The 14,149-nt window shown below is 62.3% G+C and carries 12 protein-coding genes; 7 read left to right on the plus strand and 5 right to left on the minus strand.

Going from position 1 to position 14,149, the window contains the following annotated elements:
- Positions 1–83 precede the first annotated feature (83 nt).
- The 3 genes from OKW38_RS04030 to OKW38_RS04040 all read left to right on the plus strand — a co-directional run bounded on the left by OKW38_RS04030 (position 84) and on the right by OKW38_RS04040 (position 2,647).
- Positions 84–1,391, plus strand: a complete 1,308-nt coding sequence (locus OKW38_RS04030; RefSeq protein WP_429360107.1) for a tryptophan leader peptide — start codon at positions 84–86, stop codon at positions 1,389–1,391.
- Between the two features lie 68 nt (positions 1,392–1,459).
- Entirely contained in the window at positions 1,460–1,768 is a 309-nt protein-coding gene (locus OKW38_RS04035) for a hypothetical protein (protein WP_429332693.1), read from the plus strand.
- 33 nt (positions 1,769–1,801) lie between these two features.
- On the plus strand, positions 1,802–2,647 hold the full coding sequence (locus OKW38_RS04040; protein ID WP_429360108.1) for a GNAT family N-acetyltransferase: 846 nt from the start codon (positions 1,802–1,804) through the stop codon (positions 2,645–2,647).
- Positions 2,648–2,922: 275 nt separating this feature from the next.
- Here the strand turns inward: OKW38_RS04040 and OKW38_RS04045 are convergent, their stop codons facing one another.
- A complete protein-coding gene (locus OKW38_RS04045; protein ID WP_244144729.1) occupies positions 2,923–3,819 on the minus strand; it encodes a LysR substrate-binding domain-containing protein in 897 nt (298 codons plus the stop codon).
- Positions 3,820–3,998: 179 nt separating this feature from the next.
- On the opposite strand from OKW38_RS04045, the gene OKW38_RS04050 reads away from it, so the two are divergent.
- The 3 genes from OKW38_RS04050 (at position 3,999) to OKW38_RS04060 (ending at position 7,567) form a co-directional block, all read left to right on the plus strand.
- Entirely contained in the window at positions 3,999–5,165 is a 1,167-nt protein-coding gene (locus OKW38_RS04050) for a mandelate racemase/muconate lactonizing enzyme family protein (RefSeq protein WP_184068557.1), read from the plus strand.
- 146 nt (positions 5,166–5,311) lie between these two features.
- On the plus strand, positions 5,312–6,682 hold the full coding sequence (locus OKW38_RS04055; protein ID WP_429360110.1) for a dicarboxylate/amino acid:cation symporter: 1,371 nt from the start codon (positions 5,312–5,314) through the stop codon (positions 6,680–6,682).
- Between the two features lie 39 nt (positions 6,683–6,721).
- Complete coding sequence (locus OKW38_RS04060) at positions 6,722–7,567, plus strand: Tar ligand binding domain-containing protein (RefSeq protein WP_429360683.1); 846 nt, start codon at positions 6,722–6,724, stop codon at positions 7,565–7,567.
- Between the two features lie 34 nt (positions 7,568–7,601).
- On the opposite strand, the gene OKW38_RS04065 is transcribed toward OKW38_RS04060, so the two are convergent.
- From OKW38_RS04065 to OKW38_RS04080, 4 genes are all read right to left on the minus strand, one after another.
- Positions 7,602–9,125: an ATP-binding cassette domain-containing protein gene (locus OKW38_RS04065; protein WP_429360111.1), complete on the minus strand. Its 1,524-nt coding sequence runs from the start codon at positions 9,123–9,125 to the stop codon at positions 7,602–7,604.
- The gene (locus OKW38_RS04070) at positions 9,122–10,048 is read right to left on the minus strand and encodes a branched-chain amino acid ABC transporter permease (protein WP_187613388.1); all 927 of its coding nucleotides are present in this window, start codon (positions 10,046–10,048) and stop codon (positions 9,122–9,124) included. The genes OKW38_RS04065 and OKW38_RS04070 overlap by 4 nt, the downstream gene beginning before the upstream one ends.
- 23 nt (positions 10,049–10,071) lie before the next feature.
- The gene (locus OKW38_RS04075) at positions 10,072–10,947 is read right to left on the minus strand and encodes a branched-chain amino acid ABC transporter permease (RefSeq protein WP_187613387.1); all 876 of its coding nucleotides are present in this window, start codon (positions 10,945–10,947) and stop codon (positions 10,072–10,074) included.
- 91 nt (positions 10,948–11,038) lie between these two features.
- Entirely contained in the window at positions 11,039–12,304 is a 1,266-nt protein-coding gene (locus OKW38_RS04080) for an ABC transporter substrate-binding protein (RefSeq protein ID WP_187613386.1), read from the minus strand.
- A 576-nt stretch (positions 12,305–12,880) separates the two neighbouring features.
- Here OKW38_RS04080 and OKW38_RS04085 point away from each other — a divergent pair.
- Complete coding sequence (locus OKW38_RS04085) at positions 12,881–14,137, plus strand: ABC transporter substrate-binding protein (protein WP_429360112.1); 1,257 nt, start codon at positions 12,881–12,883, stop codon at positions 14,135–14,137.
- Positions 14,138–14,149 lie beyond the last annotated feature (12 nt).

Consider the following 14,149-nt stretch of genomic DNA (forward strand, 5'->3'; position numbering starts at 1 on the left):
GGTCAACCGCCGGTTTACGCCCCCGACCGAGTGTGCAAGTATCTTCACCAAGCCGCATCCCGCACACTCTTGCGAGGTTCACGATGGCCTGGAAACTTTGGAAGACCGAGAAGCGGTACGACGAGACGCGAAGCTGGCCGAGCGGCACGCATGAGTCGTTGAAGCAGCTTCTGGATATGTACCTGGGCAGCGACTCGCCACCGTTTGCGAACTGGGCCGCGCCTGGAATTACTTTTGCGCCCGAAATCGAAACGCTCGCGCGAAACGGCGTCCGGGGGTATCAGCTTGCCCTCTGGTTGTGGCTTTTCGCCGAGAAGCACGGCACGATCGCGGCAAAAATGGTGCGTGAGTCTTTGTGCCTGCTCGCCGACGCGATGCAACCGTCGGCCGGCGACAAGATCGACTCGCTCCTCGACCTCGAAAACCGCCTCGCGCATTCTGTCGAGGACCTTTCCGCTCAACAGCGCACCTTCCGACTGGAGGGTCTGTCGGTCGAGCTACCCATGGAGTTTTTCCTCGCTACTGCTTTCCTCAGGCTCGCACCGGACTCGCCTTATGCCGGGAACGAAGGCACCGACCTGCAAGGCAACGACTTCAAACTGGCCGACTGTTTTGAGCATGCAACCGAAGAGGGGCTGGCGGTATTCCGGCCCATGATAGACGCGGTCGACTTCGACGCGAAATCGCTGCCCAACTGGAGATGGAGCGCTCATCCCGGCGCCGCCGAGCGACACCTGCAACGCCGCCACAAGAATCCCCTGTTCGCCCTTCATCGCCAGATGGTGACGGCTCACGAGGTCTATGAGGCGCGGCTTGCCGACGCTCGGGCCATCGAGGACATCAGGACCGAGCTCAATGAGACTAGCCGGTCGTTCTCCGAGACGACCGAATTGCCCTTGAACTGGCAGCCCTTCCTCGAAGGATACCGGGACCACGTCGACAGGCTCGACGAACGCCGGCTCGTCGTTGGCGGACAGAGCACGTCGCTCGGCAACGCAATTGCAGCGTTGCGCGCCGACATACTTGCGACCTGGCGCGCTTCGATTCACAAGAACCGGCACAGTCTCGCGACTCTGGAGCAGGAAGAAGCGAAACGGGCTGAGCGACGGACGCTGCTGTATGGATGCGAATGGACGGCCCAGCTTTTGAGCCACGGGTCGCTGATCCCGGCGGAAGAGGTGGTTCCCGCCCTGCTAAGCGAGCCCCCCTCCGAGCTGGAAAAGGTGGTGACCGGTCTGCGGGGCGAACCGCGACTGCATGAGACGCTTGCGCAGTGTTGTGCAACTGCGCATCGGCTTGTGAACGAGCTTCGCGCGGCTGGCCATCAGCTTCCCGACATCGACGACAAGCTTCGCATTCTCGATGGTGCGCCCGGCCAGTTGCCGGTCTGATCGTCTTCGAGGTGTGCCATGTCCTGTTACCTATTTGGATGCCACGCCCGACCCACAAAAGGCCACTTATGAACTCTTCCTCTCGTGACCCCGCATCTACGCTTTCAGAGTACCTGGAGCTTTCGCTAGACAAGGGAAAGAGCCTGATTTTTGTGCTCTCTCAAGGCGAAAATTGCGAAGTCTACCTTGGTGATCCTGGCGAGCCAGACGCGGACTGGACAAGCTGCGCGGCCATTCCGAACAAGCTGGTCCACGCGCTTCTGGAGACCACGCGGTCAGGATTGAACCAATTGGTCATTGAAGGACAGGCCTACCGCTTCGCTCGGACCTTCGCGCAAGTTGCCGAGCAGGGCGCTGTCGTCTTCACACCTGCGTAGACGTTGCAGCCAATCAAGTTGATGCGTTTGATCATGGATGATCGTGACGATTTCCTTGTGCGCAACATGTCGTTCCGCGAGGTCGATCTGGCGGTCGAATGGGCTGCGGCAGAGGGCTGGAATCCCGGCCTCGACGACGCGAGGTGCTTCTGGAATGCGGACCCCAACGGCTTTTTCGTCGGTACCTGGCGCGGGGAGCCGGTGGCATGTATCTCGGCGGTCGCCTACGATGAGCGCTTCGGTTTCATTGGCCTCTACATCGTCAAGCCGGCGTTTCGCGCCAGGGGTTTCGGTCTGCGCACCTGGCAGCACGCGATGCGCTATCTGGGAGATCGTACGATCGGCCTCGATGGTGTCGTTGCCCAGCAGCAGAACTATAAAAAATCCGGCTTCCAGCTCACCTATCGCAACATCCGCTTCCAGGGCGTCGTGCAAGCTGCGTCGACGCCAAACCTGACGAACGCGCGGGAGGTACCCTTCGCGCAACTGGTTGCCTACGACAGCGCATGTTTTTCGACCGCCCGTCCCCGCTTCCTGGCGGACTGGATCGCGCAACCACAGGCGCTGGCCCTGGCGGCTGTGCGCAATGCTCAGATAAGGGGGTACGGCGTGCTGCGCCGTTGCGGGACCGGCTACAAGATCGGTCCGCTCTTTGCCGACGACGCACGGATCGCCAACGATCTGTTCGACGGACTGGTCGCGAGCGTCGCAGGCGAAGTCATCGCGTTCGACGTGCCGGAGGTCAACACGGCAGCCGTAGCGCTCGCTGAACGCTACGGCATGGTTAGCGCGTTCGAAACGGCGCGAATGTACACTCGCGCCCCGCCAGCCATTCCCGTGCAACGCGTGTTCGGGGTGAGTTCGTTCGAACTAGGTTGACTGCAAAGATCGAGCCGCTGGAAAAAACCGGCGGTGATGCGCCAGACCTCCACTACGATCCGAGCGGTCCGCCCCGAAAGGGAACGATCATCGAGCGACCGTAAGCGACGACTCACGCTTCAACCTTCACTTCGTCGCGCGAAGGCTTGGTACGAACGCTCAGATAGCCGACGGTCTTGCCGCTTTCAATCACCGGTGTGACGTTCGCGCATACCCAGTAATGGTCGCCATTCTTGCGGCGGTTTTTGACGAGCGCTGTCCTCGCGACATGAACGTCACTTTCGCGAGACCCACTTCTTCCTTTCCGGAACTTCGACGGTGGCGCCGACCGGTGTGAACGGTGCGTGAAAATGATCAACGAGGAAGTCGATGAAGGCGCGCGCCCGCGCGGTCTGATTGCGCTGCCTGGGGTAATAGACGAACAGGTCCGCGGACGGCAGCACGGTATTCGGCAGCACCAGCTTAAGGCGCCCGCTCTGTACATACTTGGCCAGATCCCATTCAGAGCGAATCAGAATCCCATGACCGTCGAGCGCCCACCGAAGGACAATGTCGCCGTCATTGCTCGATAGCGCGCCTTTCACCTTGATCGCCTCGATGTGGTCGTTCACGATGTAGCGCCACACGCCATAAGCGTCATCGTTCTGCCGATGAATGATGCAGCGATGCTGGTGCAGGTCCTCCACCCGCTCGGGCGTTCCAGAACGTTCCAGATATTTCGGGGACGCGCAAAGAAAACGGCGATTGCTCATGATGCGCCTCGCGCTCAGGCGACTGTCGGGTAGCTCGCCGAACCGTATCGCCATGTCGAAGGCCCCTTCGACGAGATCGACCGGCCGGTCTGTCACCTCGAACTGAACTTCGACATTCGGAAAACGCTTTGCGAAGTCGGAGACGAGCGGCGCGATGGTGGTCCTGCCAAAACCGAGCGTCGCGTTGATGCGCAACGGCCCATGCGGATCGCGTCTGGCGCCGGATATGGCCTCCTCCATCTCGCGGACCTGCCCGACGATCTGGGACGCGTAGCGCAGATAGGTCTCGCCCTCGGGTGTCAGGCTGACGCTGCGCGTGGTCCGGTTGACCAGACGCGCGCCGAGCCGCTGCTCGATGATCCCCAGCCGCTTGGTCGCCGCTGGCGGACTCAGATCGAGCGCCCGGGCGGCGCCGGACATGCTCCTGAGTTTCGCCAGGAGAATGAAGAACTCAAAGTCGGATGCGGGAGCAGTACTCACTTTTGGTGAAATATGTAGTGAACGTAAGTGAATTCTAGCAAGCTCTTTCGCGGCTAAGCTAAGCACCACATTGAAGCCGGTGTGGCTCAATAACTGTTCAACTCTCTGGAGACAGTGGCGTGAGAATCGTTGAAATCCGCGAAAAAACCGTTCCGATCAGTTCCCCGATCCGGAACGCCTACATCGACTTCAGCAAAATGACCTTGAGTCTCGTCGCGGTCGTCACGGACGTCATTCGCGACGGCAAGCCGGTGATCGGCTACGGCTTCAACTCGAACGGCCGTTACGGTCAGGGCAAGCTGATGCGCGAGCGCTTCATCCCGCGCCTGCTCGAGGCCGCCCCTGCCTCGCTGGTCGACGACTCCGGCGACAACCTCGATCCCCACAAGATCTGGGCGACGATGTTCATCAACGAGAAGCCCGGTGGCCACGGTGAGCGGTCCGTCGCCATCGGCACGATCGACATGGCCGTCTGGGACGCGGTGGCGAAGATCGCGGGCAAACCGCTGTTTCAGCTCCTCGCGCAACGGTACGGCAATGGCGAGGCCAACCGCAAGATCTTCGTCTACGCGGCGGGCGGCTACTACTATCCGGGCCAGGACCACGAAAAGCTCAAGGATGAGATGCGCAGCTACATCGACCGAGGCTACACGGTCGTGAAGAAGAAAATCGGCGGTGCCTCGCTCGACGAAGACCTGCGACGCATCGACTCGATCCTCAGCGTGCTGCAGGACGGCCAGAAGCTCGCGGTCGATGCCAATGGCCGCTTCGACCTCGATACGGCGATCAGGTATGCGAAGGCCCTGTCGCAGTACGACCTGTTCTGGTACGAAGAGGCGGGCGACCCGCTCGACTTCGAGTTGCAGGCGACGCTGCGCAACTACTATGACAAGCCGATGGCAACTGGCGAAAACCTGTTCTCGATGCAGGATGCTCGCAACCTGATCCGCTACGGCGGCATGCGCCCCGATCGCGACTGGCTGCAATTCGATTGCGCGTTGAGCTACGGCCTCGTTGAATATCTGCGAACGCTCGACATGCTGCACCAGCATGGCTGGTCGCGCAGCCGTTGTATTCCCCACGGCGGGCACCAGATGTCGCTGAACATCGCGGCGGGCCTCGGACTTGGCGGCAACGAATCGTACCCGGACCTGTTCCAGCCATACGGCGGCTTCCCCGACGGCGTTCGTGTCGATAACGGATACATCACGATGCCGGAGCTGCCCGGCATCGGCTTCGAAGGCAAATCCGACCTCATCGCCGAGATGCGCAAGTTGGCTGAATAACGCGCGCGCGCAACGGCACCGACCAGTATTCCCGGTTGAATGGCTCATATAAAGACGGAACGAAGCCGGCTCAATGCGGCCTTTCCACGCTGCTGCGTGGGAGGGCCGCATTTTCCCTTTGAAGACGCCACGCACAGGAGACAGACATGCCAGTATCGAAAGTAAGAAGAGCACTTTCCAAGCTGTACGTTCAGGTCCTCATCGGCATCGTGGCCGGTGTCCTGCTCGGCCACTTCTACCCCGAGCTCGCCTCGCAGATGAAACCGCTGGGCGACCTGTTCATCAAGCTGATCCGGATGCTGCTTGCACCGATCATCTTTGCATCGGTCGTGGTCGGGATTGCGCGCATGAACGACCTTCATCAAGCGGGCCGGGTAGGCGTGAAAGCCCTCCTGTATTTCGAACTGGCCTCGACCATTGCGCTCATAGCGGGAATGGTGGTCGTCAATGTCATCAAACCCGGCAGCGGAATGAACATCGATCCCTCGCAGATCGATGCCGCTGCGATTTCGACCTACACGCACGCGGCGCAGCAACACGGCATGCTCGACTTCTTCATGAGCATCGTTCCGAATAGCATCGTCGGGGCATTCGCCAAAGGCGAGATGCTTCCCATCATTTTCTTTTCAGTCCTGCTCGCCATCTCGCTGGCAAAGCTCGGACCTCGTGCCGCACCATTCGTCGACATGCTCGACATGTTCCTTCAAGGAATGTTCGGCGTCGTGCGAATCGTCATGTACGTTGCTCCGATCGGCGCGTTCGGGGGCATGGCCTTCACCATCGGCAAATACGGCATCGGCACCTTGGCATCGTTCGGCGAGTTGATGCTTTGTCTGTATCTGACTTCGTTCTTCTTCGTGTTCGTCGTGCTCGGCCTCGTCATGAAAATGTGCGGGCTATCGCTGTGGAAGTTTCTCCGCTACATCAGGGACGAGATTCTGATTACGCTCGGCACGGCGTCGACGGAAGCGGTGTTGCCGCAAATGCTGATCAAGATGGAGGCGATGGGCTGCGCTCGCCCAGTGGTCGGCATGGTCTTGCCCACCGGCTACACGTTCAATGCCGATGGAACGGCGATTTATCTGACGATGGCGGCCTTGTTCATCGCCCAGGCGATGAACGTCCACCTGAGCATCTGGGACCAGTTGCTCGTGCTCGGCGTACTGCTGCTCACGTCGAAGGGCTCTGCGGGGGTGGCCGGGGCGGGATTCGTCGCACTGGCCGCGACGCTCGCCTCGATGCACAAGATTCCCGTGGAAGGCCTCGTGCTGCTGCTCGGCGTGGACCGCTTTCTCAACGAGGCGCGCGCAGTCACGAACCTGATCGGTAATGGCGTTGCCACCGTCGTCGTCGCTCGCTGGGAGGGGCAACTCGACAGGAACCTGGCGCGCGCGGTGCTGGATCGCGACAATACGCCTCACTTCCGCACACCTGGTCCTGCCGCGCAACCGGTGATCCCGCCGGCACCGACGACCGAAGCCGCCGCGGTTCTCGACGGCTCGCCGAATCATCAATAGAACTGAACTTTTCCGGGTGGGTGCCGTTAATGCAGAGATATCTCTCCCGTTTCCGAGGCCGAGGCGGCCTTGTCGAAGGCCGTGGCCGACGCCCGGGAAGCGATGCTGCATGGCGCACTCGAGCCGATGATGGACGCGATGAGCCGTGGCGACCATGAAGCCGCCGACCACGATGCGATGGTCGTGATGCCACCGCTGTCGGCGGCTCTCACGCAGAAAACCGCGGATCTGGACAAGTTTCGCAACGAGCAGGGCAATGTGCGTTACAAGACGGCACAGGACCGGTATGACACCCTCGTGACAATTACCGGAATCGCGATCGCCGTCGGTCTTCTGACCTGCGTCACCTGCGGTTTCACGCTGCTTCGCGCAATCGCGCGCCCGATCGATATGACGGTGCGCCATGTCGAGCGACTCGCTCAGGGTGACATGTCGCAGCAATTGCGCCTGGACAGTGATGACGAAATGGGTCGCCTCGTCAGAAGCGTCGGGCAGATGCAGAAGGACATCGGCACGATGATCGAACAGATCGCGCGCGGCAGCGAGTCGATCGCATCCGCGACCCAGCAGATCTCGGCCGGCAACGCGGACCTGTCGGCGCGCACCGAGACGCAGGCGGCGTCCATCGAGGAAACGGCGGCGAGCATGGAGCAACTCACCAATGCCGTCACGGAGAACGCCGCGCACGCGCGTGAAGCGCGCGAACTGGCCGACGCGACGAAGGCGACGGCCGGTGCGGGTGCGGACGTGGTGCGTCAGGTCATCGCCGCGATGACCGACATTCACGACGGTGCGAAGAGGATGGGCGAGATCATTTCGCTGACCGAGCAGACCGGTCTGTTGACGAAGGCGGCGGGTCGATTTCGCTTTGCGTCGCTGTCCTGATGCCGCGCTATGGGCTCGCCTGCCGCTGCTGGCCTTAGCTGCGCGCGTCGCCTGAGGTCGTGGCGTCGGGCTCACCGGCAGGCGCTGCCTCGAGAAAGCCGCGCCCCATCTCAGCCTCGAAGCGCGAAGCGCTGCCCTCCCAGATGATGCGTGCATGTTCGAGCACGTAGACACGGTCCGCCTGCGGCAGCGCAAACCTGACGTTCTGCTCGCCCAGCAGTACGGTAATGGGCGTGGACTTTTGCAGCGAATCCAGCGCTTTCGACAATTGCTCGAGAATCACGGGCGCGAGCCCCAGTGTCGGTTCGTCGAGAATCAGCAGCTTCGGCTGGGTCATCAGCGCGCGCGCGATCGCGAGCATTTGCTGCTCGCCGCCGGAAAGCGTGCGCGCGGTTTGGCCCTGGCGCGATTTGAGGATCGGAAAGAGATCGAACAGCCACGACAGCTGTTTGACGCGCACCGTATCGGCGAGATGATATCCGCCGAGTTCGAGATTCTCGCGTACCGTCATGTCGCCGAATAGCTCGCGCGTTTCCGGGCATTGCACGAGGCCGGCGCGCGCGATCGCGGCTCCGCTGCTGCCGCGCAGATCGCGCCCGTCGAAGCGAATCGTCCCTTTGTACGGCACGAGGCCCGAGAGCGCGTTGAAAAGCGTCGTCTTGCCCGCGCCGTTCAGACCGACAACCGATACGAACTCACCCTCGCGCACCTGCAGACTGACGTCGTCGAGTGCGCACGCCTTGTCGTAAAGCACACGCACACCGGTCACCTCGAGGATCGTGGGCCTGGCAATGCCCGCGGCTCCGGTGCGCTGGCGCAACTCCAGCTTGCTGCCCAGATAGACCCGGCGCACCGTCTCGTTCTGCATCACTTGTTCGGCGGTGCCCTCGGCGACATGCTCGCCAAGGTACATCGCGAGCACGCGGTCGGCGAGCGCGGACAGACTTTTGACGTTGTGATCGACCAGCAGCACCGCGCGGCCTTCGGCGCGAAAGCCGCGAATCAGCTCGGAAAACGCCTCCGATTCCGCCACCGTCAGTCCCGCGAACGGCTCGTCCACCAGCACGACCTGCGGGTCGCGCGCAATCGCTTTGGCCATCTCCATGCGGCGCAGATCCGCAAATGGCAGTGTCGCGGGATGCCGATGCATGACGGCGGCAAGGCCCACACGCGAGGCAATTTCCTGCGCGCGCCGGTGCACGTGCGGTTCGGCGGCCAGCTTGACGAGCGAATCAGGAAGCAGCGCGAGCTTGATGTGTTCCAGCACCGTCTGCCGATGGAGCGGCCGCGAATGCTGAAACACGATGCCCACGCCCGCGCGCGCGATCCGGTGCGGCGCCCAGCCGGCCATCTCCACGCCATTCACCTTGACCGACCCCGCGTTGGGCCGCTCGATGCCCATGATCAGCTTCATGACGGTGGACTTGCCCGAGCCGTTTGGTCCGATCAGGCCAAGAATCTCGCCGGGCCGGATGTCGAAGCCGATATCCTTCACGGCGACGAGACCGCCGAAGCGCTTGGTCAGTCCGCGTACGCAGAGCAGCGGCGTGTCGTTCATTGGCGCTCCCTCGCACGCAGCAGATTGCCGAGCAGACCGTCTGGAAAGAACAGCAGCGCCGCCAGTGCGACCGCCGCGACGACGAATGTGTTGAGCTGGCCGAGCGGGCGCAGAAATTCGCCGGCGACGATCAGGAAGATCGAGCCGAGCACCGCGCCGAGTATCGTGCGGCGTCCGCCGAGCACGGCCGCGATGATGATCTGTACTCCCACGCTGAGATCCACCACCGTGCTCACGGAGGCCGTGCCCTGGTAGAACACCAGCATCGCGCCGGCCACGCCGGAGAAAACGGCGCTGATGCAAAAGGCCACGAGCTTGTGTCGCGTGACGTTGAAACCCAGCGCCTGCGCGCCGGTCGCGTCCTGGCCGCTTGCCTGCAGGATCAGACCGACTGCCGAACGCGACAGGCCGAACAGCAGGACGGCGCAAACGATCAGGAACGCGAGCGCGATCCAGTAGTTATGGTTCGCATCGACCGACATCACGTCCGGCACCATCATGCCGATCTCGCCGCCAGTTATGCCCGCAAAGATCACGATGGCGTTCTGCAGCAGCAGCACGGCCACGAGCGTAACCAGCCCGAAGTAAGGACCGCGCAACCGCAGCGCGGGCACCGCCAGCAGCAGGCCGCCCACCAGCGCGACGCCGCCGCCAGCGAGCACGCAAACGGGTATGGGCAGACCCCATCTGGCGTCGAGGATCGCGGCCGAATAGGCGCCGAGTCCGATCAGGAACGTCGGCCCGAAGTTGACCTCGCCGGCAAAGCCGAACAACAGGTCCCACGACATGGCGAACACGCCGAAGTAATACGCAACCGTGAGCACGCCGAGGATGTAGCCCGAAAGCCACCATGGCAACGTCGCCGCCATCGCGACGAGCGCAACGGCGATCCATGCGCCACGCGAACGGAGAAGAACGGACATGGGGGTACGCTCCATTCGCACTGTTAGCGGCGTCCCAGGAAGCCCTGGGGTCTTACATACACCACGAGCACCAGCAGCAGCAACGCGGGCAGCGGCCGCAGGGTCGGCGCGATCAGATAGGCCGTAATGGTTTCCAGATAACCGACGACATACGCGGCCATCAGCGAACCGGACACGCTGCCGAGCCCGCCCAGCACCACAATGGAGAATGCGCTGGCCGTGAGCTGCCCCGCATTGTTGGTGCTCACGCCGAGGAACGAAGCGAGCAGCACGCCCGCGATACCGGCCAGCACCCCATAGATGCTCCACGCGAGAAGATAGATTCGGGAGAGTTCGAAACCGAGCAGCGTGAGACCACGAGGGTTCATCGAAGCCGCGAGCAGCGCCTTGCCCGCGCGCGTGCGGTTCACGAACAGCCACAACATGGCGATCACGGCCCAGCAGACCGCCGCGATCATGATTTCGTTGAACGGCACGCGCACGCTGCCGACCATCGCCACACCGCTGATCAGCGGGCGCATCGTCACCGGGTTGTCGGTGAAGAGCCACGCCATGCCCTGCTGGATCATGATGCCCCACAGCAGCGTGCCGGTGAGCACGAAGATTTCCTTCTCTTCGCCGGGAATCGCGGCCGAGCGTTGAATGGGCCGCACCACCATCAGGTAGGTGACGAAGGCCGTCACGAGACCCGCCAACACGCCGAGCAGCGTGCCGAGATAGGTGCCAAGTCCCGCCTCGCCCGCGAGCATCCAGCCCATCAGCGCCGCGACCAGCATCACGCCGCCGTGCGCGAGATTCAAGATGCCGGAGACGCCGAAGATCAACGTGAAACCGATCGCGCCCAGCGCGTAGAGGGAACTGATCGCAAAGCCGTCGACGAGAATCTGCAGTAGCAACATGCCCGGCCTTTCATGTTGGTTAAGGTGTCGATGCGTGCGCTGTCCGGGCCTTCGCTACGCGCGGGTCCGGACAGTCGCGATCGTCGCGCTGCTAGTTCGCGCTTGCCTGCTGCACCTTCATGAAGGTCGGGAATTTGACCACGCCGTTGGCAATCGACTTGGGCCAGATCGCAACCTGCTTGCCGTTTTGCCATTGCAGGTCGATGCCCGTGATATAGCCGGGCCCGTACTTCAGCGCGTGCGTGAACTGATCGCTCTTGCCGTAGAACTGCCAGCGTCCGATCGTGCCCACGTAGTCGGTTTTCTCGAGTGCGTCGACCATCCGGTCCGGATCGGTCGAGCCCTTGTTGCGCTTGATCGCGTCCGCGAGGATGTAGACGAGGTCGTAGCTCGTGAAGCCGCAATACGCCGGAGAAACGCCGAACTTCTTCTGATACTCATCCGTAAAAGGTATCGTTTTCGGCGTGATCGCCACGCCCGGCGCCGCGGCCGAGGCCGTGATCACGCCTTCCGTCGCGCCGTTCGTGTCCTTCCAGAAGCTCGTGGTCGTGGCCTGCGAGCTTTGGCCCGACATCGGGATCGGCACCTGCTGGTCGTGCCATTGCACGGTCGGCTGCACGCCAACGTGGCTGATGCCGGTGGTGATCGTATCGGGGTGCTTCGCCTCGATCTGGTTGAAGATCGGCGTGAAGTCGGAAGTGTCAGGATTGAAGCGGATGTGATCGAGCACCTGAAGCCCCGCTTTGGGCAGGCATTCGAGGTAGCGTTCGTCGAGCGGCTTGGTCCACGCCGCGTCCTCGCTCATGACGACCGTCGTTTTCATCTTGAACTGGCCGACCAGAACGTCGTGTGAGAAGTCGCAGATGGACTGTGCGATGAACGCCGACGTCATCCAGCCGTGGAACGTGTACTTGTAGTGGTCGTAGTCGTCGTGAACGTGCTTCGAAATGTCGTTGCTAGCCGCGCCGGGCGTAATGAAGGGCATCTTCAGGCGTCCCGACCACGGCTCCATCGCGAGCGCCACTTCGCTGATGTAGCTGCCGATCACAGCGACTACCTTGTCCTGGGTCGCCGCGCGCTGGAAGGCGCGCACGCCGTCCGAAGCCGATGAATGGTCGTCGTACGCGACGATCTGGATGGGCCGGCCATCGACGCCACCGCTGGCGTTGATCTGGTCCGCGGCGAGTTGCGCCGCCTTGCTGATCGAAGCGCCCGCCACCGAGGATTCTTCGCTGATCACGCCGATCTTGATCGGCTCTGCCGCCGCATGGGCGCCTGCCGGCAGACCCAGGCCCGCCGCTACCATCCCCGTCGCGACGACGCAATGAAAGTTTCGCCACACACTGTTACTGGACATCATGCATCTCCGATTCGAAAGGATCGTTGAGCAACATTTGCCCGCCACATCGCAGCATTTGAAGAATGCGCACACAACAATATTCACGGGACTCGCAGCGCTCAATCGGTACAAACGATGACCGGGTCCCTACGGATTTCATGGTGCAGAGCGGAAAAAATTTTGCCGCCCGCGCCGCCGGACGCGGTTTGTCGTTTGTCCATAGTGAGAGCGAATGGCTATGGACCGCGAGATTAGCGGCCTTCGTCCTCTCGCTCATTCGTGATCCGAAGCATTGTGGCCGCATCGCTTTGCGGGGTTGGTGCGGCGGTTCAATGGACCAATCCGCGCCATGATCAGCCGAGGGCGGTCGCGGCGCGGAAACGGACCACGCGGCAAGCGTGCCTGCGTGCGGGTCCGAACACTGCGCGGCAACCCTGCTTGCTGACACATGTACGTCATGCTAGGTTGCTGCAATTCCCGCTGCCGCATCTGGCATCTATTTTTCGCAACGCTGCGCGCGATCAAAGAAAACGGGGTGGGTTGCTCTGGACTCATCGTACGCATACGCCTTTCCCCTGGAGGAATTCAAGAGCCATGGCTTCAATGATCCAGCGGACGACCCTGTTCGCCTGCCTGCGCGCGGCTTGCGTCGCGGCTTGCCTGTCCATCGCCGCCCTTGGTGCCCATGCCGCGGATCTCGTGATCGCAGGCCGGGACGACATCTACGGCCGCGGACTCGCGCAGGCGGTGGACGGCTACAAGAAACAGCACCCGGGCGTCGATATCGAGTTGCTGAAGCTGCCGAACAACGACCTGTATCAGAAACTGAAGCTGTCATTACGCGAAAACACGCGCGCCTATGACCTGGTGATGATGGACGACACCTGGTCCCCCGAATTCATCGCCAACGGATGGCTTCAGCCGCTGCCCGCCACGCTCGCGGATGCCGACATGGTGACGTCCACGATCTCCCTCGGACGCACGTCGGCGGGAACCTTGTACGCGATGCCGATCGTCGGCAATGTCGAGATGTTCGCTTATCGCAAGGATCTGCTCGCGAGTCGCGGCCTGCAGCCGCCGCGCAGTTGGGACGACGTGCTGAAGATCGCGCAGACCATCGGCACTGCCGACAAGGACGTCTCGGGTGTCGTGTTTCGCGGCGTGAAGGGTAACCCCATCGTCACCGGTTTTCTGCCGATCCTTTGGGCCTATGGCGGAGATGTCGTCGACACCAACGGCAAGGTCACGATCGATTCGCCCGAAGCGCTGGCCGCGCTGAAGATGCTGCTCGCCCTGAAGAAGTGGGCGCCGAAGGACGTCGACGTATATGGCGCCGGTGAAGTGCGAGACGCCCTGCAAGGCGGCACGGCCGCGCAGGCCATCGAAGTGTGGCCCGCCTGGCTGCCCGCGCTCGACGATCAGGCGAAGTCGCGCGTCGTCGGCCAGGTCGCGCTGCAACCGCCGCCCGGTCAGGTCAAGGGGCCGGCGCCGATGCTCGGCATCTGGCAAATGGGTATTGCGAAAGATGCGGCACATGCGAAAGTGGCGGCGGATTTCCTCGCCTATCTGACTTCGTCGGCCACGCAAACACAACTGGCCGTGCTCGGCATTCCGCCGACGCGCAAGAGCGTCTTCGTCAATCCGACGCTCGTCAAACAGTATCGCTGGTACCCGGACCAGCTGAAGACGCTCGAAGCGGGCCGTGCGCGGCCTCGCGTGAAAGACTGGCAGCAGATCGAGGCGATTCTCGGCGACGCGTTGCAACTTGCGCTGACGGGGCAGGCCGCGCCCGACGCAGCCTTGCATCAGGCGGCGCAGAAGATCGCCCAGGCCAACGCCGCATTGCAGTGAAAGCGGCGGTGA

Source organism: Paraburkholderia sp. MM5496-R1, from assembly GCF_050436205.1.
GTDB classification, from domain to species: Bacteria; Pseudomonadota; Gammaproteobacteria; order Burkholderiales; family Burkholderiaceae; genus Paraburkholderia; species Paraburkholderia tuberum.